Source organism: Neoaquamicrobium microcysteis, assembly GCF_008180155.1.
GTDB lineage: Bacteria > Pseudomonadota > Alphaproteobacteria > Rhizobiales > Rhizobiaceae > Aerobium > Aerobium microcysteis.
The window spans coordinates 82419-105736 of record NZ_VSZS01000057.1; the positions used below are offsets into that span (position 1 = coordinate 82419).

The following is a 23318-nucleotide window of genomic DNA, read 5'->3' on the forward strand; positions in this document are numbered from 1 at the left end:
CCAGATGAAACGAACGGTCGCCGCTTCGGTTGCAGGTAACTAGAATTTGTCCTCCTCCGTGGGCACCAGGATTTCGCGCTTGCCGGCGTGGTTGGCCGCACCAACGATGCCCTCCTGCTCCATCCGCTCGATGATGGACGCCGCGCGGTTGTAGCCTATGCCCAGCCTGCGCTGGATGTAGCTGGTCGAAGCCTTGCCGTCGCGCAGCACCACAGCCACGGCCTGATCGTACGGATCTTCCGAATCGTCGAAATTGCCGCCGCCGGACGAGCCGCCCTTGCCGCCGCCATCGTCGTCCTCGTCGTCATCCTCGGTGATGGCATCGAGATATTCCGGCACGCCCTGAAGCTTGAGATGCGCGACCACCTTCTCCACCTCGTCATCGGAGACGAAGGGTCCGTGCACGCGCTGGATGCGGCCGCCGCCGGCCATATAGAGCATGTCGCCCATGCCCAGCAGCTGCTCCGCGCCCTGCTCGCCCAGGATCGTGCGGCTGTCGATCTTCGACGTCACCTGGAAGGAGATGCGGGTCGGGAAGTTGGCCTTGATCGTGCCTGTGATGACGTCGACTGACGGGCGCTGCGTGGCCATGATGACGTGGATGCCGGCCGCACGCGCCATCTGTGCAAGCCGCTGTACCGCGCCTTCGATGTCCTTGCCGGCAACCATCATCAGGTCGGCCATCTCGTCGATGATGACGACGATGTAGGGCATCGCCTCGAGGTCGAGATGCTCGGTCTCGTAGATGGCCTCGCCTGTCTGGCGGTCGAAGCCGGTCTGCACGGTGCGGCTGATCTGCTCGCCCTTCTTTTCGGCCTGCGCCACGCGCTGGTTGAAGCCGTCGATGTTGCGCACGCCCACCTTCGACATCTTGCGGTAGCGGTCTTCCATCTCCCGCACGGTCCACTTCAGCGCGACGACGGCCTTCTTGGGATCGGTAACAACCGGGGTCAGCAGATGCGGGATGCCGTCATAGACGGAAAGCTCCAGCATCTTCGGGTCGATCATGATCAGCCGGCACTGTTCGGGCGTCATGCGGTAGAGCAGCGACAGGATCATGGTGTTGATCGCCACCGACTTGCCCGAGCCGGTCGTGCCGGCCACGAGAACGTGCGGCATCTTGGCGATGTCGGTGATGACTGCCTCGCCGTTGATCGTCTTGCCCAGCGCCAGCGCCAGCTTGCACTTGGTCTGCTCGAAATCGCGGCTGGCGAGAATTTCGCGGAGATACACCGTTTCGCGCCGGGCGTTCGGCAGCTCGATGCCGATGGCGTTGCGCCCGGGCACCACCGCGACGCGGCAAGCGATCGCGCTCATCGAACGCGCGATGTCGTCTGCAAGGCCGATGACGCGCGACGATTTGATGCCCGGCGCAGGCTCCAGTTCGTAGAGCGTGACCACCGGTCCGGGCCGCACGTGGATGATCTCGCCCTTGACGCCGAAATCTTCCAGCACACCTTCCAGAAGCCGCGCATTCTGCTCCAGTGCATCCTGCGACAGCGAGGGGTCGCGAGCCACGTTCTTGGCTTCTGCCAGGAAGTGCAGCGACGGCATCTCGAAGGCGTCCGCGCCGATCAGCGAACGCTGCGCCTCGCGCTGCACCCTGGCGCCCTGCTGGGGGCGCGGGGCCGGCGCCTCGACGCGTGTGGCCGCATCAGACCGGAAGTGACGTACCTGTGCCTGAGGGCCGCCCTGTGGCGTCGGCTGGATGATCACGTCATCGTCGAAATCGTCATCATATTCGTAGTTGCCGGCGTCGTGCCCGCCATGCGGGTCCATGTCGAAGGGCGGCTCGACGTCGACCGCTGGTGCAGCGTCGAAGCCCGGCTCCACGCGTCCGCGCCTTTCCACGGGGCGCGCAGGCGGCAGGTCTTCCTCATATTCGTCGTCATACTCGCGCCGGCGCGGCAGCGGCATCGCGCCCAGCTTGCGCCGCGCGAATGCCTTGGCGGATAGCCACCAATGCGTGACTTCGCCCAGCGCGGCCAGCACCCCACCGCCCGTGTCCTCGTCTTCGTCGAAATCGTCTTCTTCCTCGACCTGCTGCGCCTTGCGGCGCTTGGCAGTGCGGGCGGACGCAGGCGCGACCTCCTCTTCGACAAGCCTGCCGATGAGGCCCGACCCGAAGGCAAGCAGCCACAGCGCAGGCGCGGCGTAGATGGCTACCGTGAGGATGGCGGCAGCACCGGTCGGGTAGCCGCCGGAAAACCAGACGGGGATCGTTAGCGCGAGGTCGCCCACCACGCCGCCAAGCCCCGAAGGCAGCGGCCATGTCGGAGGCGCGCTGACGCAGCCGACAATGCCCGCGCCGAGCATCGCCCCGCCGAGCCACGCGCCGAGGCGGCGCGGTATCCGGTCGATCGAGCGTGCGGCCAGCAGCCAGAGCCCCCAGGCCAGCGCGGGGATCAGCACAATCACCGACGAAAGCCCGAAAAACTGCATCAACAGGTCCGAAACCACCGCGCCGGGGTATCCCATCGCGTTGGTCACCACATTGTCGGTGGCGTGGCTGAAGCTCGGATCGGCGACGTTCCATGTGCCGAGGCTCGCGAGGCAGAACGCCACGAAAACCAGCGTTGCCAGCCCCGCCGCCCGGGTGAGCTGGCGCTGGAAGAAGCCGCGCAGGCCGTAGCCCGCATCACCGATAACCATTTGCGCGGATGCACCCGAACGCATGACAACTCCCCGTCCATCTGGTCGGCGCGGGGACAGGCCTCCGCGCAGAATCGCCTCGCAGCCTATGCAACGGAGGTTAAGCGCCCATTAACCATGCACCTCGGGAGCGCTATCATCGCGCGGGATACGTGCGCAGGTGGATTGAACGCGCGCGTTTGCATCGCCTGATTGCAGAAGCGCGCCAAAAGCCGTTTCGCCGCGCAAAAAAGTGAGGCGGCTCCAACAATGTCATTTGACGGGAAGGTTCTATTTTGCGAGCATCGTCCCAATAATGAGACTAAATTAGGCAAAGTCGAAAAATTGAAACAGGCTGGCACGCATCCGCAGGTCCTCGTGAGGGCCGACGCGGTCACCAAGATTTACCGCTCCCGCATGGGCGAAAGCGTCGAGGCCCTAGCGCCGACGACGCTCGACATCCACGAGGGCGAGTTCCTCAGCCTGATCGGCCCGTCTGGCTGCGGCAAGTCCACCTTCCTGCGCATCCTCGCAGGTTTGGAGACGCTCAGCGGCGGCAAGCTCGAGTGGCGCGATGGCGCCCCGACCAAGGGCTCAGACGTCGGTTTCGTATTTCAGGAGCCGGTGCTGCTGCCCTGGCTCTCCATCCTCGACAATGTCCGCTTTCCGCTCGACGTGTTCAGGACACCGAAGAACGAAGGCAACGAGCGCGCCCGCGCGATGCTGGCACTCGTTGGTCTCGGCGCGTTCGAGAAGGCGCTCCCCAAGGAGCTTTCAGGCGGCATGCGCCAGCGCGCAGCCATCGCGCGCGCCCTTGTCTACCGCCCGCGCATCGTGCTGATGGATGAGCCGTTCGGCGCGCTTGACCTTCTGACCCGCGATCGCATGAACGACGAGCTGCTGCGCATCAAGAACGAGACGGGCTCGACCATCGTATTTGTCACCCACTCCATCGAGGAGGCCGCTTACCTGTCCGATCGCGTGGCCGTGATGTCCGCGCGGCCGGGCCGCATCAGCGCGCTCCACGATCTCGATCTCGGGCCGGAGCGCTCGGAGGCGATCAAGGACGATCCACGCTTCTACCAGTGGCTGTCCACGCTGCGAAAGGAACTGCGGTGAGCGAAACAACGCTGCGTCGCCTGTTCGCCGTCGCCACACCGCTTCTGCTGATCGGCGCCTGGTGGGCCTACGTCACCATCTTCAACGTGCCGCGTTTCGTGCTGCCGCCGCCTGACGCCGTCTTTTCCGAGCTCGTCCGGCTGTTCACCAGCGGGACAATCTGGCCGCATCTGGCCCATACGGTCGGCGTCATCGTCGCAGGCTTCGCCATCGGTTCGGCTGCGGGCTTCGCGCTTGGTTTCGCGCTCGGCAAATGGCCGCGCATCGAAAGGATCGTCGGCCCCTACCTCTTCTTCTTCCAGACCGCGCCAAAGATCGCGCTCGCTCCGCTGTTCATCCTTTGGTTCGGGCTCGGCCTCACCTCCAAGATCGTGCTTACCGTCTCGCTGGTGTTCTTCCCGGTCATGGTCGGAACCATCCTCGGCCTGCGCTCGGTGCCGGCCAACCTGCATTCGCTCTGCGCGATCCTGAAGCTGTCGCAGCGCGAGAAGCTGGTGCGCGTGGAGCTTCCCGCCGCTGTACCCGAGATTTTCGCCGGCCTGAAGGTGGCCGCCGTACAGGCGACCATCGGCGCTATCCTCGCGGAATGGCTCTCCGGCGGCACAGGCCTCGGCTACCTCATGGTCTTCGCCGGCACGACCTACAAGACGCCCCTGTTGTTCGCCATGGTCCTGGTGACGTCGCTGCTCGGCATCGCCGTCTATCAGGCGCTGGCGCTGACCGAGAAATGGCTTCTGTCATGGCGCTGAAGGAACGGACCGCGATCTGGCCGTGGCGCGGCGACACCCCGCCCCATATTCCCCATCATCTTCACATGCCGCGCGCGTTCCTGCTGCCGGGCGACCCCGGCCGCGTGGACAAGGCTGCTGAGGTGCTGGAGGATTTCCACATCGTCGGCCAGAACCGCGAGTTCCGCATGGGCGTCGGCATGATCGACGGCGTGGAGATCGGCATCTGCTCGACGGGGATAGGCGGCGCTTCGACCGAGATCGTCATGGTCGAGCTCGCAGCCCTTGGCGTCGAGGTCGCGATCCGCACCGGCGGCATGGGCGCGCTCGCGCAGGACCTGTCTCTTGGCGATTTTCTCATCGTCGAGGAAGCCATACGCAATAGCGGCGTCGCGACCTTCTATGCGGAGCCCGGCGAAAGGGCGGTAGCCGATCCGATCGTTGTGCAGGCGCTGGACGCCACGCGCGGTGCGCTGGGACTGCCGGGCCGCATCGGCAGATGCGCCACCGCAGACGGCTACTACCGCGCTCAGGGCCGGCCGGACCACGCGGCGGGACAGGGCGAGCCGACCATTCTGGACACGCTTGCCGAGCGAGGCGCCGACGGCGTCGAGATGGAAGCCGAGATCGTCTTTGCCGTGGGCGCGGCGCTAAGCGTCAGGACCGGCGCCGTGCTCGCCGTCCACGCCCACCGCCGCAGCGACGGCTGGCTGGAGGATTACGAAACCACCCAGCGCAACGTTCTGCGCATCGGCGCCAAGGCGGCGGCGAGCGCGCTGAAGCAAATCTGAAACAACCACATCTCAAGACCAGAGGAGAACTGCAGTGAAACTGATTTCCGCAATTTCCACCCTTGCCAGGGGCGCCCTCGTCGCGGCCGGCCTGGCGCTTGGCCTTTCGGCCGCACAGGCGCAGGAGAAGGTCACCATCCAGATCGACGGCGCGGCCGTGCCCTACTACCTGCCTATGTTCGTTGCCGACCATTACGGATATTTCGAGGAAGCCGGCCTGGAGGTCGAGTTCCTCTACGCCAACGCCGCAGACATCCTCAACAACATCGCCGCCGGCAACGTCCAGTTCGGCTTCCCCAACGGCGATGCGGTGATTTCGGCGCGCGCCAACGGCCTGCCGGTCAAGGTCATCCATTCGACCTACCAGCGCGGCATCGGCGCGGTCCTGTTCAAGAACGCCAGCGGCATCGAAACGCCCGCCGATCTCGAAGGCAAGAAGGTCGCCGTCACGAGCTACGGCAGCCCCAACTATATTCAGCTTCAGGTTATGATGGCGCAGGCCGGCAAGTCGGTCGATGACGTCAATGTCGAGATCGTCGGTACAGGCGCTATCCTCGACGCGCTGAAGGCCGATCAGGTAGACGCCATCGTCTTCTCAATGCTGCGCTACTATGCGCTGCAGGCCGAAGGCGTCGATGTCGGCATGATCGCTTCCGACGACTACCTGCCCTCCAAGGGCAACGTGCTCGTGACCTCGGAAGCCTATCTCGGCTCCAACCCGGAGCAGGTCAAAGGCTTCATCACCGCTCTCGACAAGGCACTCCGGCACATCGTCGACGGCGACGTGGCCACTGAAGTCGCCATGGCGATCAAGGAATATTCCCCCACCTTCGCCGGTCAGGAGGAGCTGGTGACCGAGATCATCGAGGAAGTCTTCGTCAAGACCTTGTGGCAGAGCGAGGACACCACGGCCAACGGCTTCGGCTACGGCAATCTTGAGTCATGGCAGACCACCATCGACACCGCGCTCGAATATGAGGCGATCCCGGAGAAGTTCGACGCGGCCGACCTCGTCGTCGAGAAGCCTTCCGAGCTCTGATTTGCCGATAAACCCCGGCCGTCACGCGGCCGGGGCTCCCTCCTCGAAGGAAAACACGTCATGATCCGCACGCTTCTGACACTCGCAGGCTTCATTCTTGCCTGGTGGGGCCTCGTCGTGCTTTTCGACGTGCCTTCCTATCTCGTGCCGTCGCCATGGGTGCTGGCCGAAAAGTTTTGGTTCCTCACCACCCAGGCTGCCCTTTTCAGCCATGTGCCCGTGACGTTGATGGAGATCGTCGTCGGCTTCGTCATCGGCACGTTTGTCGGCGTGGCCTCGGCAGTGCTTTTCACTCGCTTCCCCATGGTCGAGGTCGTACTCAATCCGCTCATCATCTTCATCCAGACCGCACCCAAGATCGCCATCGCGCCGCTGCTGTTGCTTTGGCTTGGCCTCGGCGCCACGCCCAAGATCGTGCTGGTTGCCATCGTCAGCTTCTTCCCGGTCCTGTCGAACATGCTGAGCGCCCTTCGCTCCATCGATCCGAACTACGGCGCGTTGGCGAAAATCCTCAAGATGAACGCATTGCAGCGTCTGTGGCGCATCGAGCTTCCACAGGCCATGCCGCTGCTTTTTGCCGGCATGAAGGTGGGTGTGACGCTGGCGGTGACCGCCGCCGTCATAGGCGAACTGATGGGCGCACGCGCCGGTCTCGGATACCTGCTCAGCCTCGGTCAGGAAACGGCCGACGTTTCGCTTGTGCTCGTCGCCGTCCTACTGCTGTCGCTGATCGGCTACCTGCTTTACGTCGCACTCGGGGCGGTCGAAAAACGCCTGCTTGGCTGGCACGAAAGCCGGTCGGGCGCCCTGTCCAACGTGGAAGGCTGAGAGGCCTACTACGCCACCTGCCGCGCCAGCGCGCAACGCGACCAAAGGCTGGAAAGCGCAGTCGCCAGCCGGTCTATGTCGCCCGCGCTGTGGAGCGGGGTGGGCGTTATGCGCAGACGCTCAGTCTTGCGCGGTACTGTCGGATAGTTGATCGGCTGCACATAGATGCCGTGCTCGTCCAGCAGCAGGTCGGATATCCATTTGCACTTGGCCGCGTCGCCAACCATCACCGGTACGATGTGGCTGGGGTTGGAAAGCTGCGGAATGCCGATGGCATCCAGCCGCGCACGCACCTGCGCCACGCGCTGGCGATGCGCCAGCCGCTCCATGTCGCTGTTCTTCAGATGACGGATAGAGGCCAGCGCCCCGGCTGCCACATGCGGCGGCAGCGCGGTCGTGAAGATGAAGCCCGACGCGAACGACCGGATGAAGTCGCACAGCGCCGCCGAACCTGCGATATAGCCGCCCACGACGCCGAACGCCTTGCCGAGCGTGCCCTCGATCAGGGTGATGCGATCCATCAGCCCCTCGCGCTCGGCAATGCCGCCGCCGCGCGGACCGTACATTCCCACGGCATGCACCTCGTCCAGATAGGTCATGGCACCGTGTTTTTCGGCTACCGCGAGAATATCTGCGATGGGCGCGATGTCGCCATCCATAGAGTAGACGCTCTCGAAGGCCACGATCTTCGGCCGGTCTGAACCGTATTCCGAAAGCTGCCGGTCGAGATCTGCGACATCGCTATGCCGGAAGACGCGCCGCTCGGCCTTGGAATGGCGAATGCCCTCGATCATCGAGGCATGGTTTCCCGCATCGGAGAAGATCACGCAGCCGGGAATCTGCGAGCCGAGCGTCGAAAGGCTGGTCCAGTTCGACACATAGCCGGAGGTGAACAGCAGCGCCGCCTCCTTGCCGTGCAGGTCGGCCAATTCGCGCTCCAGCAGCACGTGGTAGTGGTTGGTGCCCGAGATGTTGCGAGTGCCGCCCGCGCCCGCGCCGCACGCATCCAGCGCCTCGTGCATGGCGCCTATGACGGCCGGATGCTGGCCCATGCCCAGATAGTCGTTGGAGCACCACACCGTGACGTCGTCCACCGTCCCGCCGGCATGGCGGCGCGCCGCGGGAAACGACCCCGCCCGGCGTTCCAGTTCGGCAAACACCCGATAGCGGCCTTCATCGCGCAGGCCGGAAAGCTTCGTGGCAAAAAAGGCTTCGAAGTCCATGATAGATTCCCGTGATGGCCGCACCATCGTGCCTCGAAGCCGGCTGGTCAAGTTCAGCGGGCCGAATCGCCTCGCTTCTCCTCATCCAGAAGGATGCGTTCGGCGGCCCCGTCGAGGTCGTCGTACTGCCCCGCGCGCAACGCCCACAGAAAGGCCAGCAGGGCGGCACCCCCGAGAAACAGTGCCACCGGCACCAGATAGAGCAGCATGCTCATCGCGCTTCCTCCGCCGGAACGCCCGTCGCGGCGGACACCTCGTCCTCGCGCCGGTTCGGCGCTGATGAGAGCCGCAGCGCGTTGGCTATGACGATGATTGAGGAGGTCGACATCGCCACCGCCGCGATCAGCGGCGTGACGTAGCCGAGGATGGCCACGGGCACGGCGAAGAAATTGTAGACGATGGCGAGGAAAAGGTTCTGCCGGATCAGTCTGCCGGCCTTGCGCGCCACATCCACGGCGGTCGGCACCGCCGAGAGGCTTTCGCGCAGGAAGACGAAGTCGGCCGCGTTGCGGCCTATATCCGCAGCCGTCGCAGGCGCCATCGACACGTGCGCGGCACCCAGTGCCGGGGCGTCGTTCAGCCCGTCGCCCACCATCAGCACCTTATGTCCGGCCGCGGCAAGTTCCTCGATGCGCGCCACCTTGTCCGTCGGCAGCAACTGGGCCGATACACGGCCTATCCCCGTTCGCACCGCAACGTTGGTGCACGCAGCCTCGCCGTCGCCTGACAGCATTTCGACCGGTCCCACATGGGCCTCGACCTCACCCAGCGCCTCGCGCGCGTCCCTGCGGATACGATCCTCGAAGGACAAGCGGGCAACCACCTCGCCGGCGCGCGCAAGCACCGTGCCCTCACCGGCGCTACCGGCCCATTGCGCCCGGCCGAGCCGCCACACGACACCCCCCGCTTCGGCTTCGATACCGTATCCCGGGATCTCCACGATCCGCTCGAAAACCGGCCCGCCGCCCCCATCATGAACAGCGATGGCCTGGGACAGCGGATGCCGCGAATGTGCGGCAAGTGCGGCCACCACGGCCAGCAGCGCCGGCTCGATCTCATTGGTGTTGGTCAGGCGTGGCTGGCCGAGCGTCAGCGTTCCCGTCTTGTCGAACACCGCGATATCGGCTTCCGCCAGACGCTCCATCGCCGACCCGTCGCGCACCATGATCCCGTTCTCGAACAATCTGCGCGCGGCCATCACCTGCACGATCGGCACCGCCAGCCCCAGCGCGCAGGGGCAGGTAATTATCAGCACGGCGATGGCAATGGTGATCGCGCGATGCCAGTCGCCCGTTGCAAGCATCCATCCGAGGAAGGTGAGGAAGGCGGTGAGGTGCACCACGGGCGAATAGAGCTGCGAGACGCGATCCGCGATCCTGCGGTAGCGTGCACGGCCGCCTTCGGCAGCTTCCATCATTCGCATCATTTCGGCCAGGAAAGAATCGGTCGCGCGTGACTGGGCTTCCAGCGTCAGCGGCCCTGTCAGGTTGAGCGTTCCCGCCCGCACGACCGCACCCGGTGCTATCGCCTGCGGTGCGCTCTCACCGGTCACCAGTGAACAGTCGAGATCGGAGGCCCCTTTGACAACGCGTGCATCTACCGGAATGCGTTCGCCCGCAGCCACCAGAAGCCGCATGCCGGGCTCGATCTCGCCGAGCGGCCGGTAGTCGCGGCTGCCGTCCGGTCCGATCACCAGCGCTCCGCGCGGCGCCAGCCGCGCCAGCCCCAGCACGGCGGCGCGCGCTTTGTTACGCATCACATGGTCCAGCGTGCGTCCGATGAGCAGGAAGAACAGCAGCGTCACCGCCGCGTCGAAATAAGCGTGGGGGCCGCTGTTGATCGTCTCGTACAGGCTGAGCGCATAGGCGCAGGTGATGCCGATGGCGATCGGCACGTCCATGTTCATGCGGCCGTATCTGAGCGCACCCCAAGCCGAACGATAGTAGATGCGCCCGGCAAAGATCAGTGCCGGCAGCGCGATCAGCGCCGAGACCCAATGGAACAAGTCACGCGTGGCGCCTTCGGCGCCCGACCACACCGAAACGGAGAGCAGCATGATGTTGCCGGCCGCAAATCCCGATATGGCAACGGCCCGGATCAGCTCCGTCAGCGTGCCGTCCCGGCCTGCCTGCGAGTCATCGAAGAGATTGGGCACATAGCCGAGCCCGGCCAGCGTCCCGACCAGCGGCGGCAGCGCCGCGCCTCGCCATCGCACCGTCACCCGTCTTGTGGAAAGGTTCACCCGCGCCGCCTCGACCCCAGGCAACAGCCGCAGCGTATGTTCGACAGTCTGGATGCAGGCTGCGCAATGCACCGCCGGCACGGAAAGCTCGATCTGGCTGGTCCCGTTTCCCAGATCACGGGCAGCAAAGCGCACCTCCTCGTCGGAAGGCAGCGACGGCCCGGCGACCGCCAAATCCTCGGCCCCGGGAGCACAGCAGCTCATTGGAAGCTCCTGTTGCGCACCATGACGCGATGGGTCTCCCGATAAGGCCGCTCCAGCCCCGCCTCAGCAAGAATTTCGATGATCCAGATGCCGTCTTCGAGCAGGACCGACGCTTCAAGCGCACCGTTACCGGCAGGGCGAAGAACGAGGGCATGATCCCCAGTATCGTTCACCGCCCTTCGGATGATACCCTTCCCGCTGGAAAGAACGCGCGACGCTCCGGACTGGTCGACGAGCGCGTAGCGCAGCGTGCCGTCCCGAAGCGAAATTTGCGAACGCCAGCCCAGCGCATCCTGTTCCCGCCCTTCTGCGGCCCTGCGGTTGAACTCCTGGCTGGCGATGTAGGAGTTCTTCACCACGAAGCCGCTCCAGCTCGTATTCGCCATCACCGCCATGGTGACGTTGACGCCGATGATGACGCCGAAGAAGGCAAGCATGATCGCCAGCATATGCCGGCCGGTGAACTGGTTTGCCGGATATGATCGATTTTTCATTGTCTCACTCCGGTGCATCGAAGCTGGCTGTGTAGGAATCCGTCTCAAGGCTCGATCGATCCTCGACGATGAAGCGGAAGCGCTGCACCCTGCCGGCCACAAGCTCGCGCGGCTGGCGCACATAGACCTTGAGCGTCCGCAGCCTGTCCGGCTCGAGGCTGACGGAGAAAGCGCGCGCTTCGGGCTCGTCGTGCCCGACGACGCTCATCGCGCCGCCGTCCAGACCTTCCATCAAGACGGCGACGGTGCGCGGTTCTGCGATCTTGTTGAGCAGCTTGACGGTGTAGCCGTTGCGGATGGAGCCGTCGGAAAGCAGCACATATTGCGGGTTGCGGTCGTGAAGCACGCTGACTTCAAGGCGGTCGCGCGCCATCAATCCATAGAGCAGCATCAGCCCCACCAGCGCCCAAGCTGCGAAATAGATGAAGGTCCGCGGCCTGAAGAGCTTGCGCACCTCGAAATTCGCAAGCGAACCGGAAGGCCCCCCCGTCGCATCCCGCACGAGCTCGGGGCGGATGACATGGGTGCCGTTCCCGGTGGCAAGCCGCATGTTGGCGTTGTAATCGGCCAGCGTTGCGTAGGAGATCAGCCCGCGCGGCCTGTCGAGCTTGTCCATGACCCCATTGCAGGCGTCGATGCAGAGCGCGCAAGTGATGCATTCGAGCTGCTGGCCGTCGCGGATGTCGATGCCCATCGGGCAAACCACGACGCAGGCGTTGCAGTCGACGCAGTCGCCGACCGAAAGCCCCCGCGCGGCCGCCTTCTTGGCATGGCGGGATCGCGGCTCGCCGCGCCAGTCATTGTAGGTGACGGTCAGCGAATGCTCGTCCAGCATCGCGGCCTGTATGCGCGGCCACGGGCACATGTATGTGCAGACCTGCTCGCGCATCAGGCCGCCGAACGTGTAGGTGGTTGCCGTCAGGATCGCGACGGTGATGTAGGCGACGGGAGCCGCCTGCCCTGTGAAGAGATCGACGAGCAGCGTCGGCGCATCGGCAAAGTAGAATATCCACGCGCCACCTGTCGCGACGGCTATGCAAAGCCACGCCCCATGCTTGACGGCACGCAGCACAAGCTTGCGCCCCGTCCATGGCCCCTCGTCGAGCTTTATGCGCGCGCTGCGCTCCCCCTCTACAGCGCGCTCGACCACGAGAAAGAGATCGACCCAGACGGTTTGCGGGCAAGTGTAGCCGCACCATGCACGCCCGATGGTGGACGTGACAAGAAACAGACCCAGCCCCGCCATCACGAGCAGTCCCGCAACGAGAAAGAACTCCTGCGGCCATATCTCGATGAAGAAGAAATAGAAGCGGCGGTTGGCGAGATCGACCAGCACGGCCTGGTCCGGAGCATGCGGCCCACGGTCCCAGCGAAGCCAGGGGGTCAGATAGTAAATACCGAGCGTGACGGCCATCACCAGCCACTTGAAGCGCCGGAACGACCCTGAAGCGCGCTTGGGAAATATCTTCATGCGCGCTGCATAGAGCGGCTTGCGCAGCCGGGCCGAATTCACGGCCTCGGCGTCGTGCCGCTCGAATTCCACCGCGCCCGACATTGCATTCTCCCGAACATTCCGGTCCAGCAGATGCGCCCGACAGGGCAGGCAGGCCTTGATCCAGGTCAAGATGATGTGAGCCGGCATCCTGCGGCTGTTGCTTTTCACCCCCGCGCAAGGGAAGGTGCGGCATGGGCGAGACGGATACAGCAACCTTGGCACCGCGCGATTTCGACGCGCTGCGCGGGCTTATTCTCGGCCGCCGCAACGAGATGCCGAAACGGCTGGCGCAGGTCGCCGCATACGCGCTGGAGCACCCCGACGAGGTAGCTTTCGGCACCGCCGCCAGCGTCGCGGTCTCGGCCGGCGTCCAGCCATCGACGCTGGTGCGGCTCGCCCGCCATCTCGGCTTCGAGGGGTTCAGCGACCTTCAGAATGTCTTTCGTGCGCGGCTGCGCGAAAGAACCGGCTCATACGAGGAACGGCTGACTGCCTTGCGCAAGACTGCCGCGCAGGGCTCCAAGGATCAGGCGGCTCTACACGGCTTTCTCGCCGCCGCCGGCCGCTCGGTCGAGGCGCTGTCCGCATCGCTCGACCCGGCCCGTTTCGAGAAGGCCGCCGCGCTGCTGGCCGACGCCGGAACCATCTATCTGGTCGCGCGCCGGCGCTCCTATCCGGTCGCCACCTATCTGGCCTATGCGTTCGGCAAGCTCGGCATACGCTACGTGCTGACGGGGTCCGCGGCCGGGCTCGACCCCGAAACGCTGCAGATGGCGCAGCCGCAGGATGCTGCGATCGCGATCTCGTTTTCGCCCTACGCGTCCGACACGGTCGAGCACGCCCGCCTGCTGGCCGACAGGGGTGTTGCCGTCGTCGCCGTCACCGACAGTGCGTTTTCTCCGCTCGTTTCCTGTGCGGCGCAATGGCTGGAGGTCGCGGAAGCGGACTTCTCCGGCTTCCGGTCGCTCTCGGCCACCATGGCCCTGGTCATGGCGCTTTCGGTCGCGGTGGCCGAAAGGCGCAGAGCCGGCTAGCCCTGCTCGGTCTAGACCGTTTCATGGCTAGATTGCAGGCGGCTCGGCCGGGGCGTCACCCGCACCCAGCACCTGCTGGTCGAAATCGATGATCGAGCCGGTCATCAGCCCGCTTTCCGCGCTTGTCAGATAGGCGACCGCGCGCGCAACCTCGTCGGGTTTCAGCAGCCGCCCGAAAGGCCGGCCCTGCTCCGCCTTCTCCAGCCAGCCGTCCTGCGCATCGTGATAAGTCTTCATGATGCGGTCTTCGCCGGGCGTGTCCATCCAGCCGATCGTCAGTCCGTTGACGCGGATGCGATGGCGCATGACGCTGTAGGCCGTGTTCTTGGTCAGCGTCACCAGCGCGCCTTTCGACGCGCTATAGGCGCTGATGAAGCTCTGCCCGCCATGCCCAGACATCGAGATGATATTGACGATGGACCCTTCGATTGCCTCTCGCTTCATGATTTTCAGCGCGTGCTGCATGAGAAAGAACGGCGCGCGCACATTCACCGCGAACATGCGGTCGAACAGCTCGGGAGAGGTATCCCAGATCGACCCGCGATCGGTGATCCCCGCTGCGTTGACAAGAATGTCTACGCGGCCGAACGCGGCATCCGCCGCATCGATAATGTGCCCGGCAGCCTCGGTCTTTTCGAGGTCCGCTGAAACGAAGATGCATTTCACGCCCGACGTTGCGAGGGACGCCCGCACGGCCTCGCCGCGTTCCGGGCTGCGCCCCGTCAGGACGAGTCCCGCAACGCCGCGTGCGCAAAACAGGCGGGCGATGGCCTCGCCCAGACCCTGCGTGGCGCCGGTGACGACCGCGACCTTGCCTTCGAGAGACAACGGCTGGAGAGAGCTGAAATCCATCGCCATGTCAGCCGAGCCTCACCGGCTTGCCGGAAAAGCAGGCCTCCGTCGCCGCATCGGCAAGCTCCTGCGCCTTCAGCCCGTCACGGCCGGATGGCGACGGCGGCATGCCCTTTTCGACCGCATCGATGAACGCCTCCACCTCGGCGCGATACGCCGCAGCGTAGCGTTCGAGGAAGAAGTTCTGCACCGGGTCGGCGGTTATGCCGCTTGCTCCGGCGAACTGCACCGTCGTCTCGTGCACGTTGCCGGCCGAAAGCATGCCCTTCGACCCATGCACCTCGATGCGCTGGTCGTAGCCATAGGTAGCCCGGCGCGAATTGGATATCTGGCAGATCTTGCCCGACGCCGTCTTGAGAAGCACCGCCGCCGTATCGACATCGCCGGCCGCGCCGATTGCCGCATCCACCAGTGCCGAGCCCATCGCCTGCACCTCGACCGGGTCTTCGCCCAGCAGGAAACGCGCCATGTCGAGATCGTGGATCATCATGTCGCGGAAAAGCCCGCCGGAACGCTCGATATAGGAGACCGGCGGCGGCGCGGGGTCTCGCGACAGGATGGTGACCAGCTCGACCTCGCCCGCCGCCCCGTCCGCCAGCCGCTTCTGCAGGGCTGCGAAATTCGGGTCGAAGCGCCGGTTGAAGCCGATCATCAGCGGTACGCCAGCCTTTTCCACCCGCGCCAGAGTTTCGCGGATGCGGGCCGAACTCATGTCCACCGGCTTCTCGCAAAGGATCGCCTTGCCCTCGGCAGCCGCGCGATCAATGAAGTCGGCATGCGTGTCCGTGGGCGTCGCGATAAGCACGGCGTCGATATCCGCCGACGCGAAAACCGCATCGACATCGATGACGGGAGCGCCCGTCGCGGCAGAAAGTGCGGCCGCGCCCTCCGGCATCGGGTCGCAGATGGCAGCCAGCCGGGCGCGCGGCGAAGCGGCGATGGTGCGGCCATGGATCTGGCCGATGCGACCGGCCCCCAGAAGCGCGATGGAAAGCATGCAAGGTCCTCCAAACCCGTATGGAATATTCGTTCCAGATTGACGTATCAACGGAACCTATGTTTCATGCGCTTCCATACAATGCCGGACCACACGCGTCCAGTTGGCCACGCAACGCACCGGAGGACAAGATGGCGGAGATTTCGCGCACGCTCGACGTCATCACCATGGGCCGCGTATCCGTCGATCTCTACGGCCAGCAGATCGGCACGCGGCTGGAGGATGTCGCATCCTTCGCCAAATCGGTCGGCGGCTGCCCGGCCAACATCGCCATCGGCGCGGCGCGCATGGGGCTTCGCTCGGCGCTGCTCACCCGGGTCGGCGACGAACAGTTCGGCCGTTTCGTCCGCGAGCAGATGCGGCGCGAAGGCGTCGCCGGGACGGGCATCGTCACCGACCCAGCGCGGCTGACGGCGCTGGCGATCCTCTCGGTAGAGAACGATCACAGCTTCCCGCTGCTGTTCTACCGCGAGAACTGCGCCGACATGGCGCTCTGCGAGGACGACGTCGACGAGGCTTTCATCGCCTCTGCGCGCGCGCTGGTCGTCACCGGCACCCATTTCTCGAAGCCCGGCACGGAGGCGGCCCAGCGCAAGGCGATGCGGCTGATGAAAGAGGCGGGCGGCAAGGTGGTGCTCGACATCGACTATCGCCCCAATCTGTGGGGATTGGCCGGCCATGATGCCGGCGACAACCGCTACATCGCGTCCGATGCCGTCTCCGCCAGCATGCGCACGGTGCTTCCCGAATGCGACCTCATCGTCGGGACCGAGGAAGAGGTCATGATCGCGTCGGGCGATCGCGATTTAGCGAGCGCACTGAGTACGATCCGCGAGCTTTCCTCGGCAACCATCGTTCTCAAGCGCGGGCCGATGGGCTGCATCGTCTATGACGGGCCTATCCCCAACGATCTCGAAGACGGCATTGTCGGGCACGGCTTCCCCATCGAGGTTTACAACGTGCTGGGCGCGGGCGACGCTTTCATGTCCGGTTTCCTGCGCGGATGGCTGGGCGGCGAAGACCTCGCGACCGCCGCCACATGGGCCAATGCCTGCGGCGCGTTCGCCGTCTCGCGCCTGCTCTGCTCACCCGAAATACCGACATTCGAGGAGCTGCAGTATTTCCTTGCCAATGGAAGCCCGCACCGGGCGCTGCGCAAGGACGAAGCGCTGAACCACGTCCACTGGGCGACCACTAGGCGAGCGGATATCCCTTCGCTGATGGCCTTCGCCATCGACCATCGCTCGCAGCTCGAGGATATCGCCGCGAGGGCCGGTGCACCGGCCGATAGAATTGCCGATTTCAAGGTTCTGGCAGTCAAAGCGGCGGCGAAGGTCGCTGCCCGGCATTCCGGCTGCGGAATGCTGCTGGACGAGCGCCACGGCCGCAAGGCCATGGCCGAGTTCGCCAACCATCCGCTCGTCTGGCTCGGCCGTCCCGTCGAGCAGCCCGGCTCGCGGCCGCTGCGGTTCGAGTTCTCGCAGGATATCGGTTCGCAGTTGGTGGAATGGCCGGTCGATCACTGCATCAAGTGCCTGTGCTTCTACCACCCTGACGATCCGGCCGGGCTGAAGGACGAGCAGCAGCAGAAGCTGCGCGCGCTGTTCGAGGCTTCGCGAAAGATCGGGCGCGAGCTGCTGGTGGAGATCATATCCAGCAGGCACGGAGCTCTTGGGGATGATACCCTGGCCAAGGCCCTGGGCGAACTCTATGCGCTCGGCATCAGGCCCGACTGGTGGAAGCTCGAGCCGCAGGCTTCCCCCGCCGCCTGGGACGCGATCGGCAAGGTGATCGGAGACAACGACCCACACTGTCGCGGCGTGGTGATGCTGGGGCTGGAAGCGCCTGCCGAGCAGCTGGAGGCAGCCTTCCGCGCCGCCGCCGGCGCGCCAGTGGTGAAAGGCTTTGCCGTCGGCCGAACGCTCTTCGGCGATGCCGCTGCAAACTGGCTTGCCGGAGACATCGATGACGAGGCGGCGATCTCGGATATGGCTGGCCGTTTCGACGCATTGTGCCGAAGCTGGCTTGCCGCGCGCGGTCCGGCGACGGCATAGTCGCAGCCGAGGAGGAGACACATGACCGCCACCATCAGGCTGACCATGGCGCAGGCGTTGACGCGCTATCTCGCTGCCCAGAAGACCGCGATCGACGGCGAAACCGTACCGATTTTCGCCGGGGTATGGGCCATCTTCGGCCATGGAAACGTCGCCGGCCTTGGCGAGGCGCTGTGGCATGTCAGCGACGAGCTGCCGACCTATCGCGCCCATAACGAGCAGGCCATGACCCATGCGGCGATCGCCTTCGCCAAGGCAAGCTTCCGCCGCCGGATGATGGCCGCCACGACCTCCATCGGCCCCGGCGCGACCAATCTCGTGACAGCGGCAGCGCTTGCCCACGTCAACCGGCTGCCGCTGCTGCTGCTTCCGGGCGACGTGTTCGCCAGCCGCATCCCCGATCCCGTGCTTCAGCAGGTCGAGGATTTCGGAGACGGCACCGTATCGGCCAATGATTGTCTGCGCCCTGTGTCGCGCTATTTCGACCGCATCACGAGGCCCGAGCAGATCGTGCCCGCCATGGCGCGCGCCATGCAGGTGCTGACCGACCCGGCCGATTGCGGGCCGGTTACGCTCGCCCTTTGCCAGGACGTGCAGGCCGAGGCCTACGATTATCCGGAAACTTTCTTCGAGGAGCGTATCTGGACCCCGCGGCGTCCACGTCCCGACAGCGGCGAACTGGGGCGGGCGCTCGATGCCCTCAAGGCGGCAAGGAACCCGCTGATCGTCGCCGGCGGCGGCGTGCTCTACTCGCAGGCCAGCGCCGCATTGGCGGCTTTCGCGGAAGCGACGGGAACACCCGTCTGCGAGACGCAGGGCGGCAAGTCGGCATTGCCGGACGACCACCCTCTCAACATGGGCGCTGTCGGCGTGACCGGCACGTCGGCCGCAAACAGTCTGGCGCAGGAAGCCGACCTCATCCTTGCCGTCGGCACGCGCCTTCAGGATTTCACCACAGGCTCGTGGGCCTTGTTCCAAAACGGCGACAAGAAGATCGTCGGCCTCAACGTCCAGCCCTTCGACGCAGGCAAGCACCGCGCGCTGCCGCTGGTGGCCGACGCGCGGGAGGGGCTGGCGGAACTCTCGTCTGCCCTCGGTGGCTGGCGCACGCCAGCGGCCTGGACCGACGATGCCAAGGCGGGGAAAACCTCCTGGAGGCGCGATGCCGACCAAGCGCTCGCGGCCACCAACGCCGCGCTACCCTCGGACGCGCAGGTCATCGGCGCAGTCCAGCGGGCGCTTGGCTCCGATGTCACGCTGCTGCATGCGGCAGGCGGCCTGCCGGGCGAACTGCACAAATTGTGGCGGGCAGGCGCGCCCGGCTCATACCATGCCGAATACGGCTATTCGACCATGGGGTACGAGATCGCGGGCGGCCTCGGCGTGAAGCTGGCGAAACCGGATGGCGAGGTCGTCGTGATGCTGGGCGATGGCTCCTACCTGATGCTCAATTCCGAGATCGCCACCTCGGTCATGCTCGGCGTGAAGCTGACCATAGTGCTGCTCGACAATCGCGGTTTCGGCTGCATCAACCGCCTCCAGCGCGCCACAGGTGGCGAGAGCTTCAACAACCTGCTGGAGCACACGCGCCACGAAACGCTGCCACAGATCGACTTCGCGGCCCATGCCGCGAGCCTCGGCGCGATTGCGGTGAAGGTCGCGTCGATTGCCGAACTGGAAGGTGCGCTGGAAAAGGCGAAAGGCAACGACCGCACCACGGTCATCGTCATCGACACCGACCCGCTCGCGTCTACCGAGGCGGGCGGCTACTGGTGGGATGTCGCCGTGCCGGAAGTGAGCGAACGCGCGGAAGTGCTGGAGAAACGCCGCGCCTACGAGGACGCGGTGAAGCTGCAAAGGCTGGGAGACTGACTGAATGATCCGCATCGGCGCCAACCCTATCGGCTGGTCGAACGACGACATGATCGAGATCGGCGGCGACATACCGCTGGAACGGTGCCTGGCCGAGGCGAAGGCCGCCGGCTTCGAGGGCATGGAATTGGGCAACAAGTTTCCCCGCCGCGCTGAAAGCCTGAGACCGGTCCTCGACGCTCATGGGCTGGCCCTGGTAGGCGGCTGGTATTCGACGGAGCTGCTTCGCCGGGACGTGCAGGCGGAGCTGGAAGCGGCGCGCGACCACGCATCGCTCCTCAAGGCGATGGGCTGCTCGGTCTTCATCGCAGCCGAAACGTCCAACGCCATCCATTCCGACAGGTCGCTGCCGCTGTCCGCACGTCTCGTTCTGGCTAAAGACGAGTGGACGGGTTTTGGACAGCGCTACAGCGCGTTCGCGGCAGCCATTCTGGACGAGTACGGGCTGCGCGTCGTCTACCATCACCATATGGGAACCTGCGTGCAGACCGAAGCCGAGATCGACCGCTTCACGGAGGTGACGGACGACGCGGTTCACCTGCTGCTCGACACCGGCCATGCGACATGGGGCGGGGCCGATCCGGCGCGCCTCGCCCGCCACTATCGCGACCGCATCAGTCACGTTCACTGCAAGGATATCCGCGAGGAGGTGATGTGGCGTTCCAACCGCGAGGACTGGTCGTTTCTCAATTCCGTCCTCGAAGGGGTCTATACCGTGCCTGGCGACGGCATGATCGACTATGTACGGGTGCTGAAGGAACTGAGCGGCTATTCCGGCTGGGTTGTCGTCGAAGCCGAGCAGGACCCGAAAAAGGCGGAGCCCGCCGCCTATGCGAAGCTCGGGCACGCCAACGTCTCCCGGTTCCTGGCTGAGGCGGGTCTGTCATGAAGGGCGGCGAAGACTTCTTCCGCCCGCTGTGGATCCGGGCACTGATCGTCGCTGCCTGTGCCGGCTGGGCCGTGCTGGAATGGATCAACGGCCAGACTGGCTGGGCGATGATGGCTGGCGCGGCCACAGCCTATGGCGTCTGGAGCTTCCTGATCGCCTACGAGCCGCCGAAGCAGGATTAGCACGATGTCGAAACTGCAAATCAAACCGCAGGGAAAATCAGGCCGCGTCATCGCGGTGACACCGGAAAGCGCAGGCTGGACCTATGTCGGCTTCGAGCTCTTCAGGCTGGCGCCGGGCGAAACAGTCGAAGCCGTGACTGGCGGACGTGAAGCCTGCCTCGTATTCGTGACCGGCAAGGGCGAAGCCTCGGTCGCGGGCGAGGATTTCGGCACGCTCGGCGACCGCATGTCGCCCTTCGAGGGTAAGCCGTGGTCTCTCTATGTGCCGCAGGAGTCGCGCTGGTCGATCACCGCGACCACGCCGCTGGAACTGGCCGTGTGCACGGCACCGGGGCTAGGCGGCAAGCTGCCTCCACGCGTGATCGCGCCGGACATGCTCGGCCAGGAAGTGCGCGGCAAGGGCACCAACACCCGCCATGTCACCAATATCCTGCCTGAAGGCGAGCCGGCGGATTCGCTGCTGGTGGTGGAAGTCATCACGCCGGGCGGCCATACGTCGAGCTATCCGCCCCACAAGCACGACAGGGACGACCTGCCGCGCGAGTCCCATCTCGAGGAAACCTACTACCATCGGCTCGACCCGCAGCAGGGTTTCGCCTTCCAGCGCGTCTACACCGACGCCGACGACCACGGCGTGCGCGAGCTGGACGAGGTGATGGCGGTCGAGGACGGCGACGTGGTGCTGGTGCCGAAGGGTTATCACCCCTGCGCCGCCTGCCACGGCTATGACCTCTATTATCTAAACGTCATGGCAGGTCCGCAGCGCACGTGGAAGTTCCACAATGCGCCCGAGCATGAGTGGCTGTTGAAGTAGTCGCGTCCGCGACGAGGCCGGGCCCGGCGTCGCTGCCAGGCCCGACCCGTCCGCTCCGACGGGGCCCGAGAGGGGGCCTACTGGCCGCCGCCGAGCGAATGGACATAGACCGTCAGTTCCTTCACGGTCGTGTCGCCGAGGCGCTCCGCCCAGGCCGGCATAACGCCATGCTGCGGGGCGCGGATTTGCGCGGCGATCGCCTCCACACTCGAGCCGTAGAGCCAGATCGCGTCTGTCAGGTCGGGTGCGCCCAGTTCGGGGTCGCCCTTTCCGGCCTCGCCATGGCATGAGGCGCAATTGTCGGCGAAGATTTGCGCGCCGGGCTCCGAACCGTCGCCCTCGCCAGAAAGCGCGAGCACATGGGCGGTGACGGCGCTCACCTGCTGCCGGTCGAGCATGTCGGCAAAGGCCGGCATCTGCGAGAAACGCGTCTCGCCGTCGCCTGCGAAGCGCACACCATGGGCGATGGAGATGCGTATGTTTTCAGGCGTCCCGCCCCAAAGCCATTCGTCATCGTTGAGGTTGGGATAACCCGGGGACCCGGAGGCGCCCGAACCGTGACACTGCACGCAGTTAACCCTGAAGGCGGCAGCGCCGGCGGAGGTGGCGAACTGGCGCAGCCCATCGTCGGCCAGGATGTCCTCCACCGGCAGTTCGGCGATCCGCGCGACATATCCGGCTTTGCCGTCCTCGATCGCGCCGAGTTCGCTGCGCAGGTCGGCGCGGCTCGAATAGCCGAGAAATCCGGTTGTCGCGGACGAGATCATCGGCCATGCGGGATAGGCCACTGTATAGGCCAGCGCCCACACGATGGTCGCGTAGAACGTCCAAAGCCACCATCGCGGCATCGGGTTGTCGAGCTCTCTTATTCCGTCCCACTCGTGCCCCGTCGTCTCGACGCCGCTGGTCTCGTCGATCTGTCTCTCGCTCATGTCATTCGTCCTCGAGGGGAATACGGGCGGCGTTGTCGGCCTGCTTCCGGCTGCCCGGCCGGAAGGCGAAGATCACGACACCAATGAAAAACAGGGTCATCGCCAGCAGCGCCCACGAATCGGCGAACTGGCGCAGCGCGGTATAGGTTTCCATCGCGCCCTCCTATCGGTAGCCGGCGGCTTCGTCGTAGGTCGAGAAGTCGACCAGCGTGCCGAGCATCTGGAGATACGCAACCAGCGCGTCCATTTCGGTCAGCCGCGCCGGGTCGCCGTCGAAGTCGCCGAGCTTTGCCTTGGGGTAGCGCGCCTCCACGCCGGAAGTGTCCGCATTGGGGTCCGCCTGCGCCTTGAGGTCGGCGACGGCGTTTTCCACCATCTCGTCGGTGTAGGGCACGCCCACGCGCTGCTGCGCCACCAGGTGCGTTCCGAAATTGCGGGTGTCGAGCGGCGTATCCTTCAGGAAGGCGTAGCTCGGCATCACCGATTCCGGCACCACCGAGCGCGGCTCGATCATGTGCTGGACGTGCCATTCGTTCGAATAGCGGTCGCCCACGCGGGCAAGGTCCGGTCCGGTTCGCTTCGAACCCCACTGGAACGGGTGGTCGTACATCGATTCAGCCGCAAGGCTGTAATGCCCGTAGCGCTCGACCTCGTCGCGGAAAGGCCGGATCATCTGGCTGTGGCACACGTAGCAGCCCTCGCGGATGTAAACGTTGCGCCCGGCCAGCTCGAGCGGAGAGTAGGGCCGCATGCCTTCCACCTTCTCGATGGTGTTCTCGAGGTAGAACAGCGGCGCGATCTCGACGATGCCGCCTATCGTGACGACGAAAAGAGAACCGGCCAGAAGCAGCGTTGCATTCTTTTCGATGATCTTGTGCTTGTCCATCAAAGCCATGTC

Annotated in this window: 22 protein-coding genes; 11 read left to right on the forward strand and 11 right to left on the reverse strand. The window is 65.2% G+C overall.

Annotated features, from left to right (window positions below; translation table 11 throughout):
* Positions 1 to 39: 39 nt before the first annotated feature.
* Positions 40 to 2676 (reverse strand): DNA translocase FtsK, encoded by a 2637-nt coding sequence (locus tag FY036_RS05970; protein ID WP_148913799.1) that lies wholly within the window; start codon positions 2674 to 2676, stop codon positions 40 to 42.
* Positions 2677 to 3009: 333 nt separating this feature from the next.
* Here FY036_RS05970 and FY036_RS05975 point away from each other — a divergent pair, with 333 nt between their 5' ends.
* The 5 genes from FY036_RS05975 to FY036_RS05995 are packed head-to-tail and all read left to right on the forward strand — an operon-like array spanning position 3010 to position 7136.
* Positions 3010 to 3750, forward strand: coding sequence for an ABC transporter ATP-binding protein (locus tag FY036_RS05975; RefSeq protein ID WP_235897554.1), 741 nt, complete (start codon positions 3010 to 3012; stop codon positions 3748 to 3750).
* Complete coding sequence (locus tag FY036_RS05980) at positions 3747 to 4499, forward strand: ABC transporter permease (protein ID WP_148913800.1); 753 nt, start codon at positions 3747 to 3749, stop codon at positions 4497 to 4499. The genes FY036_RS05975 and FY036_RS05980 overlap by 4 nt, the downstream gene beginning before the upstream one ends.
* Entirely contained in the window at positions 4478 to 5269 is a 792-nt protein-coding gene (locus FY036_RS05985) for a nucleoside phosphorylase (protein ID WP_148913801.1), read from the forward strand. The genes FY036_RS05980 and FY036_RS05985 overlap by 22 nt, the downstream gene beginning before the upstream one ends.
* Positions 5270 to 5303: 34 nt before the next feature.
* A complete protein-coding gene (locus FY036_RS05990) occupies positions 5304 to 6308 on the forward strand; it encodes an ABC transporter substrate-binding protein (protein ID WP_148913802.1) in 1005 nt (334 codons plus the stop codon).
* 60 nt (positions 6309 to 6368) lie between these two features.
* On the forward strand, positions 6369 to 7136 hold the full coding sequence (locus FY036_RS05995; protein ID WP_148913803.1) for an ABC transporter permease: 768 nt from the start codon (positions 6369 to 6371) through the stop codon (positions 7134 to 7136).
* Positions 7137 to 7144: 8 nt separating this feature from the next.
* Here FY036_RS05995 and hemA read toward each other — a convergent pair whose 3' ends face one another.
* Genes hemA through ccoG form a run of 5 tightly spaced genes read right to left on the reverse strand, consistent with a single transcriptional unit; the run spans position 7145 to position 12854 of the window.
* Positions 7145 to 8359, reverse strand: a complete 1215-nt coding sequence (gene hemA, locus FY036_RS06000; RefSeq protein ID WP_148913804.1) for a 5-aminolevulinate synthase — start codon at positions 8357 to 8359, stop codon at positions 7145 to 7147.
* 53 nt (positions 8360 to 8412) lie between these two features.
* Positions 8413 to 8574, reverse strand: coding sequence for a cbb3-type cytochrome oxidase assembly protein CcoS (gene ccoS, locus FY036_RS06005; protein WP_148913805.1), 162 nt, complete (start codon positions 8572 to 8574; stop codon positions 8413 to 8415).
* A complete protein-coding gene (locus tag FY036_RS06010; protein ID WP_148913806.1) occupies positions 8571 to 10805 on the reverse strand; it encodes a cation-translocating P-type ATPase in 2235 nt (744 codons plus the stop codon). The genes ccoS and FY036_RS06010 overlap by 4 nt, the downstream gene beginning before the upstream one ends.
* Positions 10802 to 11299 carry a FixH family protein gene (locus tag FY036_RS06015; protein ID WP_161601101.1) on the reverse strand — a complete coding sequence of 166 codons (498 nt, stop codon included), beginning with the start codon at positions 11297 to 11299 and terminating at the stop codon, positions 10802 to 10804. Before FY036_RS06015 ends, FY036_RS06010 begins: the two co-directional genes overlap by 4 nt.
* Positions 11300 to 11303: 4 nt before the next feature.
* Positions 11304 to 12854 carry a cytochrome c oxidase accessory protein CcoG gene (gene ccoG / locus FY036_RS06020; protein ID WP_148913808.1) on the reverse strand — a complete coding sequence of 517 codons (1551 nt, stop codon included), beginning with the start codon at positions 12852 to 12854 and terminating at the stop codon, positions 11304 to 11306.
* Positions 12855 to 12985: 131 nt separating this feature from the next.
* On the opposite strand from ccoG, the gene FY036_RS06025 reads away from it, so the two are divergent.
* The gene (locus tag FY036_RS06025) at positions 12986 to 13828 is read left to right on the forward strand and encodes a MurR/RpiR family transcriptional regulator (protein WP_148913809.1); all 843 of its coding nucleotides are present in this window, start codon (positions 12986 to 12988) and stop codon (positions 13826 to 13828) included.
* A gap of 27 nt (positions 13829 to 13855) precedes the next feature.
* Here the strand turns inward: FY036_RS06025 and FY036_RS06030 are convergent, their stop codons facing one another.
* On the reverse strand, positions 13856 to 14680 hold the full coding sequence (locus tag FY036_RS06030) for an SDR family oxidoreductase (RefSeq protein ID WP_148913874.1): 825 nt from the start codon (positions 14678 to 14680) through the stop codon (positions 13856 to 13858).
* A 7-nt stretch (positions 14681 to 14687) separates the two neighbouring features.
* The gene (iolG, locus tag FY036_RS06035) at positions 14688 to 15677 is read right to left on the reverse strand and encodes an inositol 2-dehydrogenase (protein ID WP_148913810.1); all 990 of its coding nucleotides are present in this window, start codon (positions 15675 to 15677) and stop codon (positions 14688 to 14690) included.
* 131 nt (positions 15678 to 15808) lie between these two features.
* Here iolG and FY036_RS06040 point away from each other — a divergent pair, with 131 nt between their 5' ends.
* From FY036_RS06040 to iolB, 5 genes are read left to right on the forward strand one after another with little or no spacing between them, the layout of a single operon-like run.
* Positions 15809 to 17731 carry a bifunctional 5-dehydro-2-deoxygluconokinase/5-dehydro-2-deoxyphosphogluconate aldolase gene (locus FY036_RS06040; RefSeq protein ID WP_148913811.1) on the forward strand — a complete coding sequence of 641 codons (1923 nt, stop codon included), beginning with the start codon at positions 15809 to 15811 and terminating at the stop codon, positions 17729 to 17731.
* A gap of 21 nt (positions 17732 to 17752) precedes the next feature.
* Complete coding sequence (gene iolD / locus FY036_RS06045; protein WP_148913812.1) at positions 17753 to 19603, forward strand: 3D-(3,5/4)-trihydroxycyclohexane-1,2-dione acylhydrolase (decyclizing); 1851 nt, start codon at positions 17753 to 17755, stop codon at positions 19601 to 19603.
* A gap of 4 nt (positions 19604 to 19607) precedes the next feature.
* A complete protein-coding gene (gene iolE, locus FY036_RS06050) occupies positions 19608 to 20492 on the forward strand; it encodes a myo-inosose-2 dehydratase (RefSeq protein WP_148913813.1) in 885 nt (294 codons plus the stop codon).
* Positions 20489 to 20674, forward strand: a complete 186-nt coding sequence (locus FY036_RS06055) for a DUF3329 domain-containing protein (RefSeq protein WP_148913814.1) — start codon at positions 20489 to 20491, stop codon at positions 20672 to 20674. Before iolE ends, FY036_RS06055 begins: the two co-directional genes overlap by 4 nt.
* Positions 20675 to 20678: 4 nt before the next feature.
* Positions 20679 to 21488, forward strand: a complete 810-nt coding sequence (iolB, locus tag FY036_RS06060) for a 5-deoxy-glucuronate isomerase (protein WP_148913815.1) — start codon at positions 20679 to 20681, stop codon at positions 21486 to 21488.
* 77 nt (positions 21489 to 21565) lie between these two features.
* On the opposite strand, the gene ccoP is transcribed toward iolB, so the two are convergent.
* From ccoP to ccoO, 3 genes are read right to left on the reverse strand one after another with little or no spacing between them, the layout of a single operon-like run.
* Entirely contained in the window at positions 21566 to 22420 is an 855-nt protein-coding gene (gene ccoP / locus FY036_RS06065) for a cytochrome-c oxidase, cbb3-type subunit III (RefSeq protein ID WP_148913816.1), read from the reverse strand.
* A 1-nt stretch (position 22421) separates the two neighbouring features.
* Complete coding sequence (locus FY036_RS06070) at positions 22422 to 22574, reverse strand: cbb3-type cytochrome c oxidase subunit 3 (protein ID WP_148913817.1); 153 nt, start codon at positions 22572 to 22574, stop codon at positions 22422 to 22424.
* 9 nt (positions 22575 to 22583) lie between these two features.
* Entirely contained in the window at positions 22584 to 23315 is a 732-nt protein-coding gene (gene ccoO, locus FY036_RS06075) for a cytochrome-c oxidase, cbb3-type subunit II (protein WP_148913818.1), read from the reverse strand.
* Between the last annotated feature and the right edge of the window lie 3 nt (positions 23316 to 23318).

Excerpts from the sequence above, each read along its gene's own strand:
- FY036_RS05970 (WP_148913799.1), bottom strand. The coding sequence starts at position 2,676 with ATGCGTTCGGGTGCATCCGCGCAAATGGTTATCGGTGATGCGGGCTAC.
- FY036_RS05985 (WP_148913801.1), top strand. The coding sequence starts at position 4,478 with ATGGCTTCTGTCATGGCGCTGAAGGAACGGACCGCGATCTGGCCGTGG.
- FY036_RS05995 (WP_148913803.1), top strand. The coding sequence starts at position 6,369 with ATGATCCGCACGCTTCTGACACTCGCAGGCTTCATTCTTGCCTGGTGG.
- hemA (WP_148913804.1), bottom strand. The coding sequence starts at position 8,359 with ATGGACTTCGAAGCCTTTTTTGCCACGAAGCTTTCCGGCCTGCGCGAT.
- ccoS (WP_148913805.1), bottom strand. The coding sequence starts at position 8,574 with ATGAGCATGCTGCTCTATCTGGTGCCGGTGGCACTGTTTCTCGGGGGT.
- FY036_RS06010 (WP_148913806.1), bottom strand. The coding sequence starts at position 10,805 with ATGAGCTGCTGTGCTCCCGGGGCCGAGGATTTGGCGGTCGCCGGGCCG.
- FY036_RS06015 (WP_161601101.1), bottom strand. The coding sequence starts at position 11,299 with ATGAAAAATCGATCATATCCGGCAAACCAGTTCACCGGCCGGCATATG.
- ccoG (WP_148913808.1), bottom strand. The coding sequence starts at position 12,854 with ATGTCGGGCGCGGTGGAATTCGAGCGGCACGACGCCGAGGCCGTGAAT.
- FY036_RS06025 (WP_148913809.1), top strand. The coding sequence starts at position 12,986 with ATGGGCGAGACGGATACAGCAACCTTGGCACCGCGCGATTTCGACGCG.
- FY036_RS06030 (WP_148913874.1), bottom strand. The coding sequence starts at position 14,680 with ATGGATTTCAGCTCTCTCCAGCCGTTGTCTCTCGAAGGCAAGGTCGCG.
- iolG (WP_148913810.1), bottom strand. The coding sequence starts at position 15,677 with ATGCTTTCCATCGCGCTTCTGGGGGCCGGTCGCATCGGCCAGATCCAT.
- FY036_RS06040 (WP_148913811.1), top strand. The coding sequence starts at position 15,809 with ATGGCGGAGATTTCGCGCACGCTCGACGTCATCACCATGGGCCGCGTA.
- iolD (WP_148913812.1), top strand. The coding sequence starts at position 17,753 with ATGACCGCCACCATCAGGCTGACCATGGCGCAGGCGTTGACGCGCTAT.
- iolE (WP_148913813.1), top strand. The coding sequence starts at position 19,608 with ATGATCCGCATCGGCGCCAACCCTATCGGCTGGTCGAACGACGACATG.
- FY036_RS06055 (WP_148913814.1), top strand. The coding sequence starts at position 20,489 with ATGAAGGGCGGCGAAGACTTCTTCCGCCCGCTGTGGATCCGGGCACTG.
- iolB (WP_148913815.1), top strand. The coding sequence starts at position 20,679 with ATGTCGAAACTGCAAATCAAACCGCAGGGAAAATCAGGCCGCGTCATC.
- ccoP (WP_148913816.1), bottom strand. The coding sequence starts at position 22,420 with ATGAGCGAGAGACAGATCGACGAGACCAGCGGCGTCGAGACGACGGGG.
- FY036_RS06070 (WP_148913817.1), bottom strand. The coding sequence starts at position 22,574 with ATGGAAACCTATACCGCGCTGCGCCAGTTCGCCGATTCGTGGGCGCTG.
- ccoO (WP_148913818.1), bottom strand. The coding sequence starts at position 23,315 with ATGGCTTTGATGGACAAGCACAAGATCATCGAAAAGAATGCAACGCTG.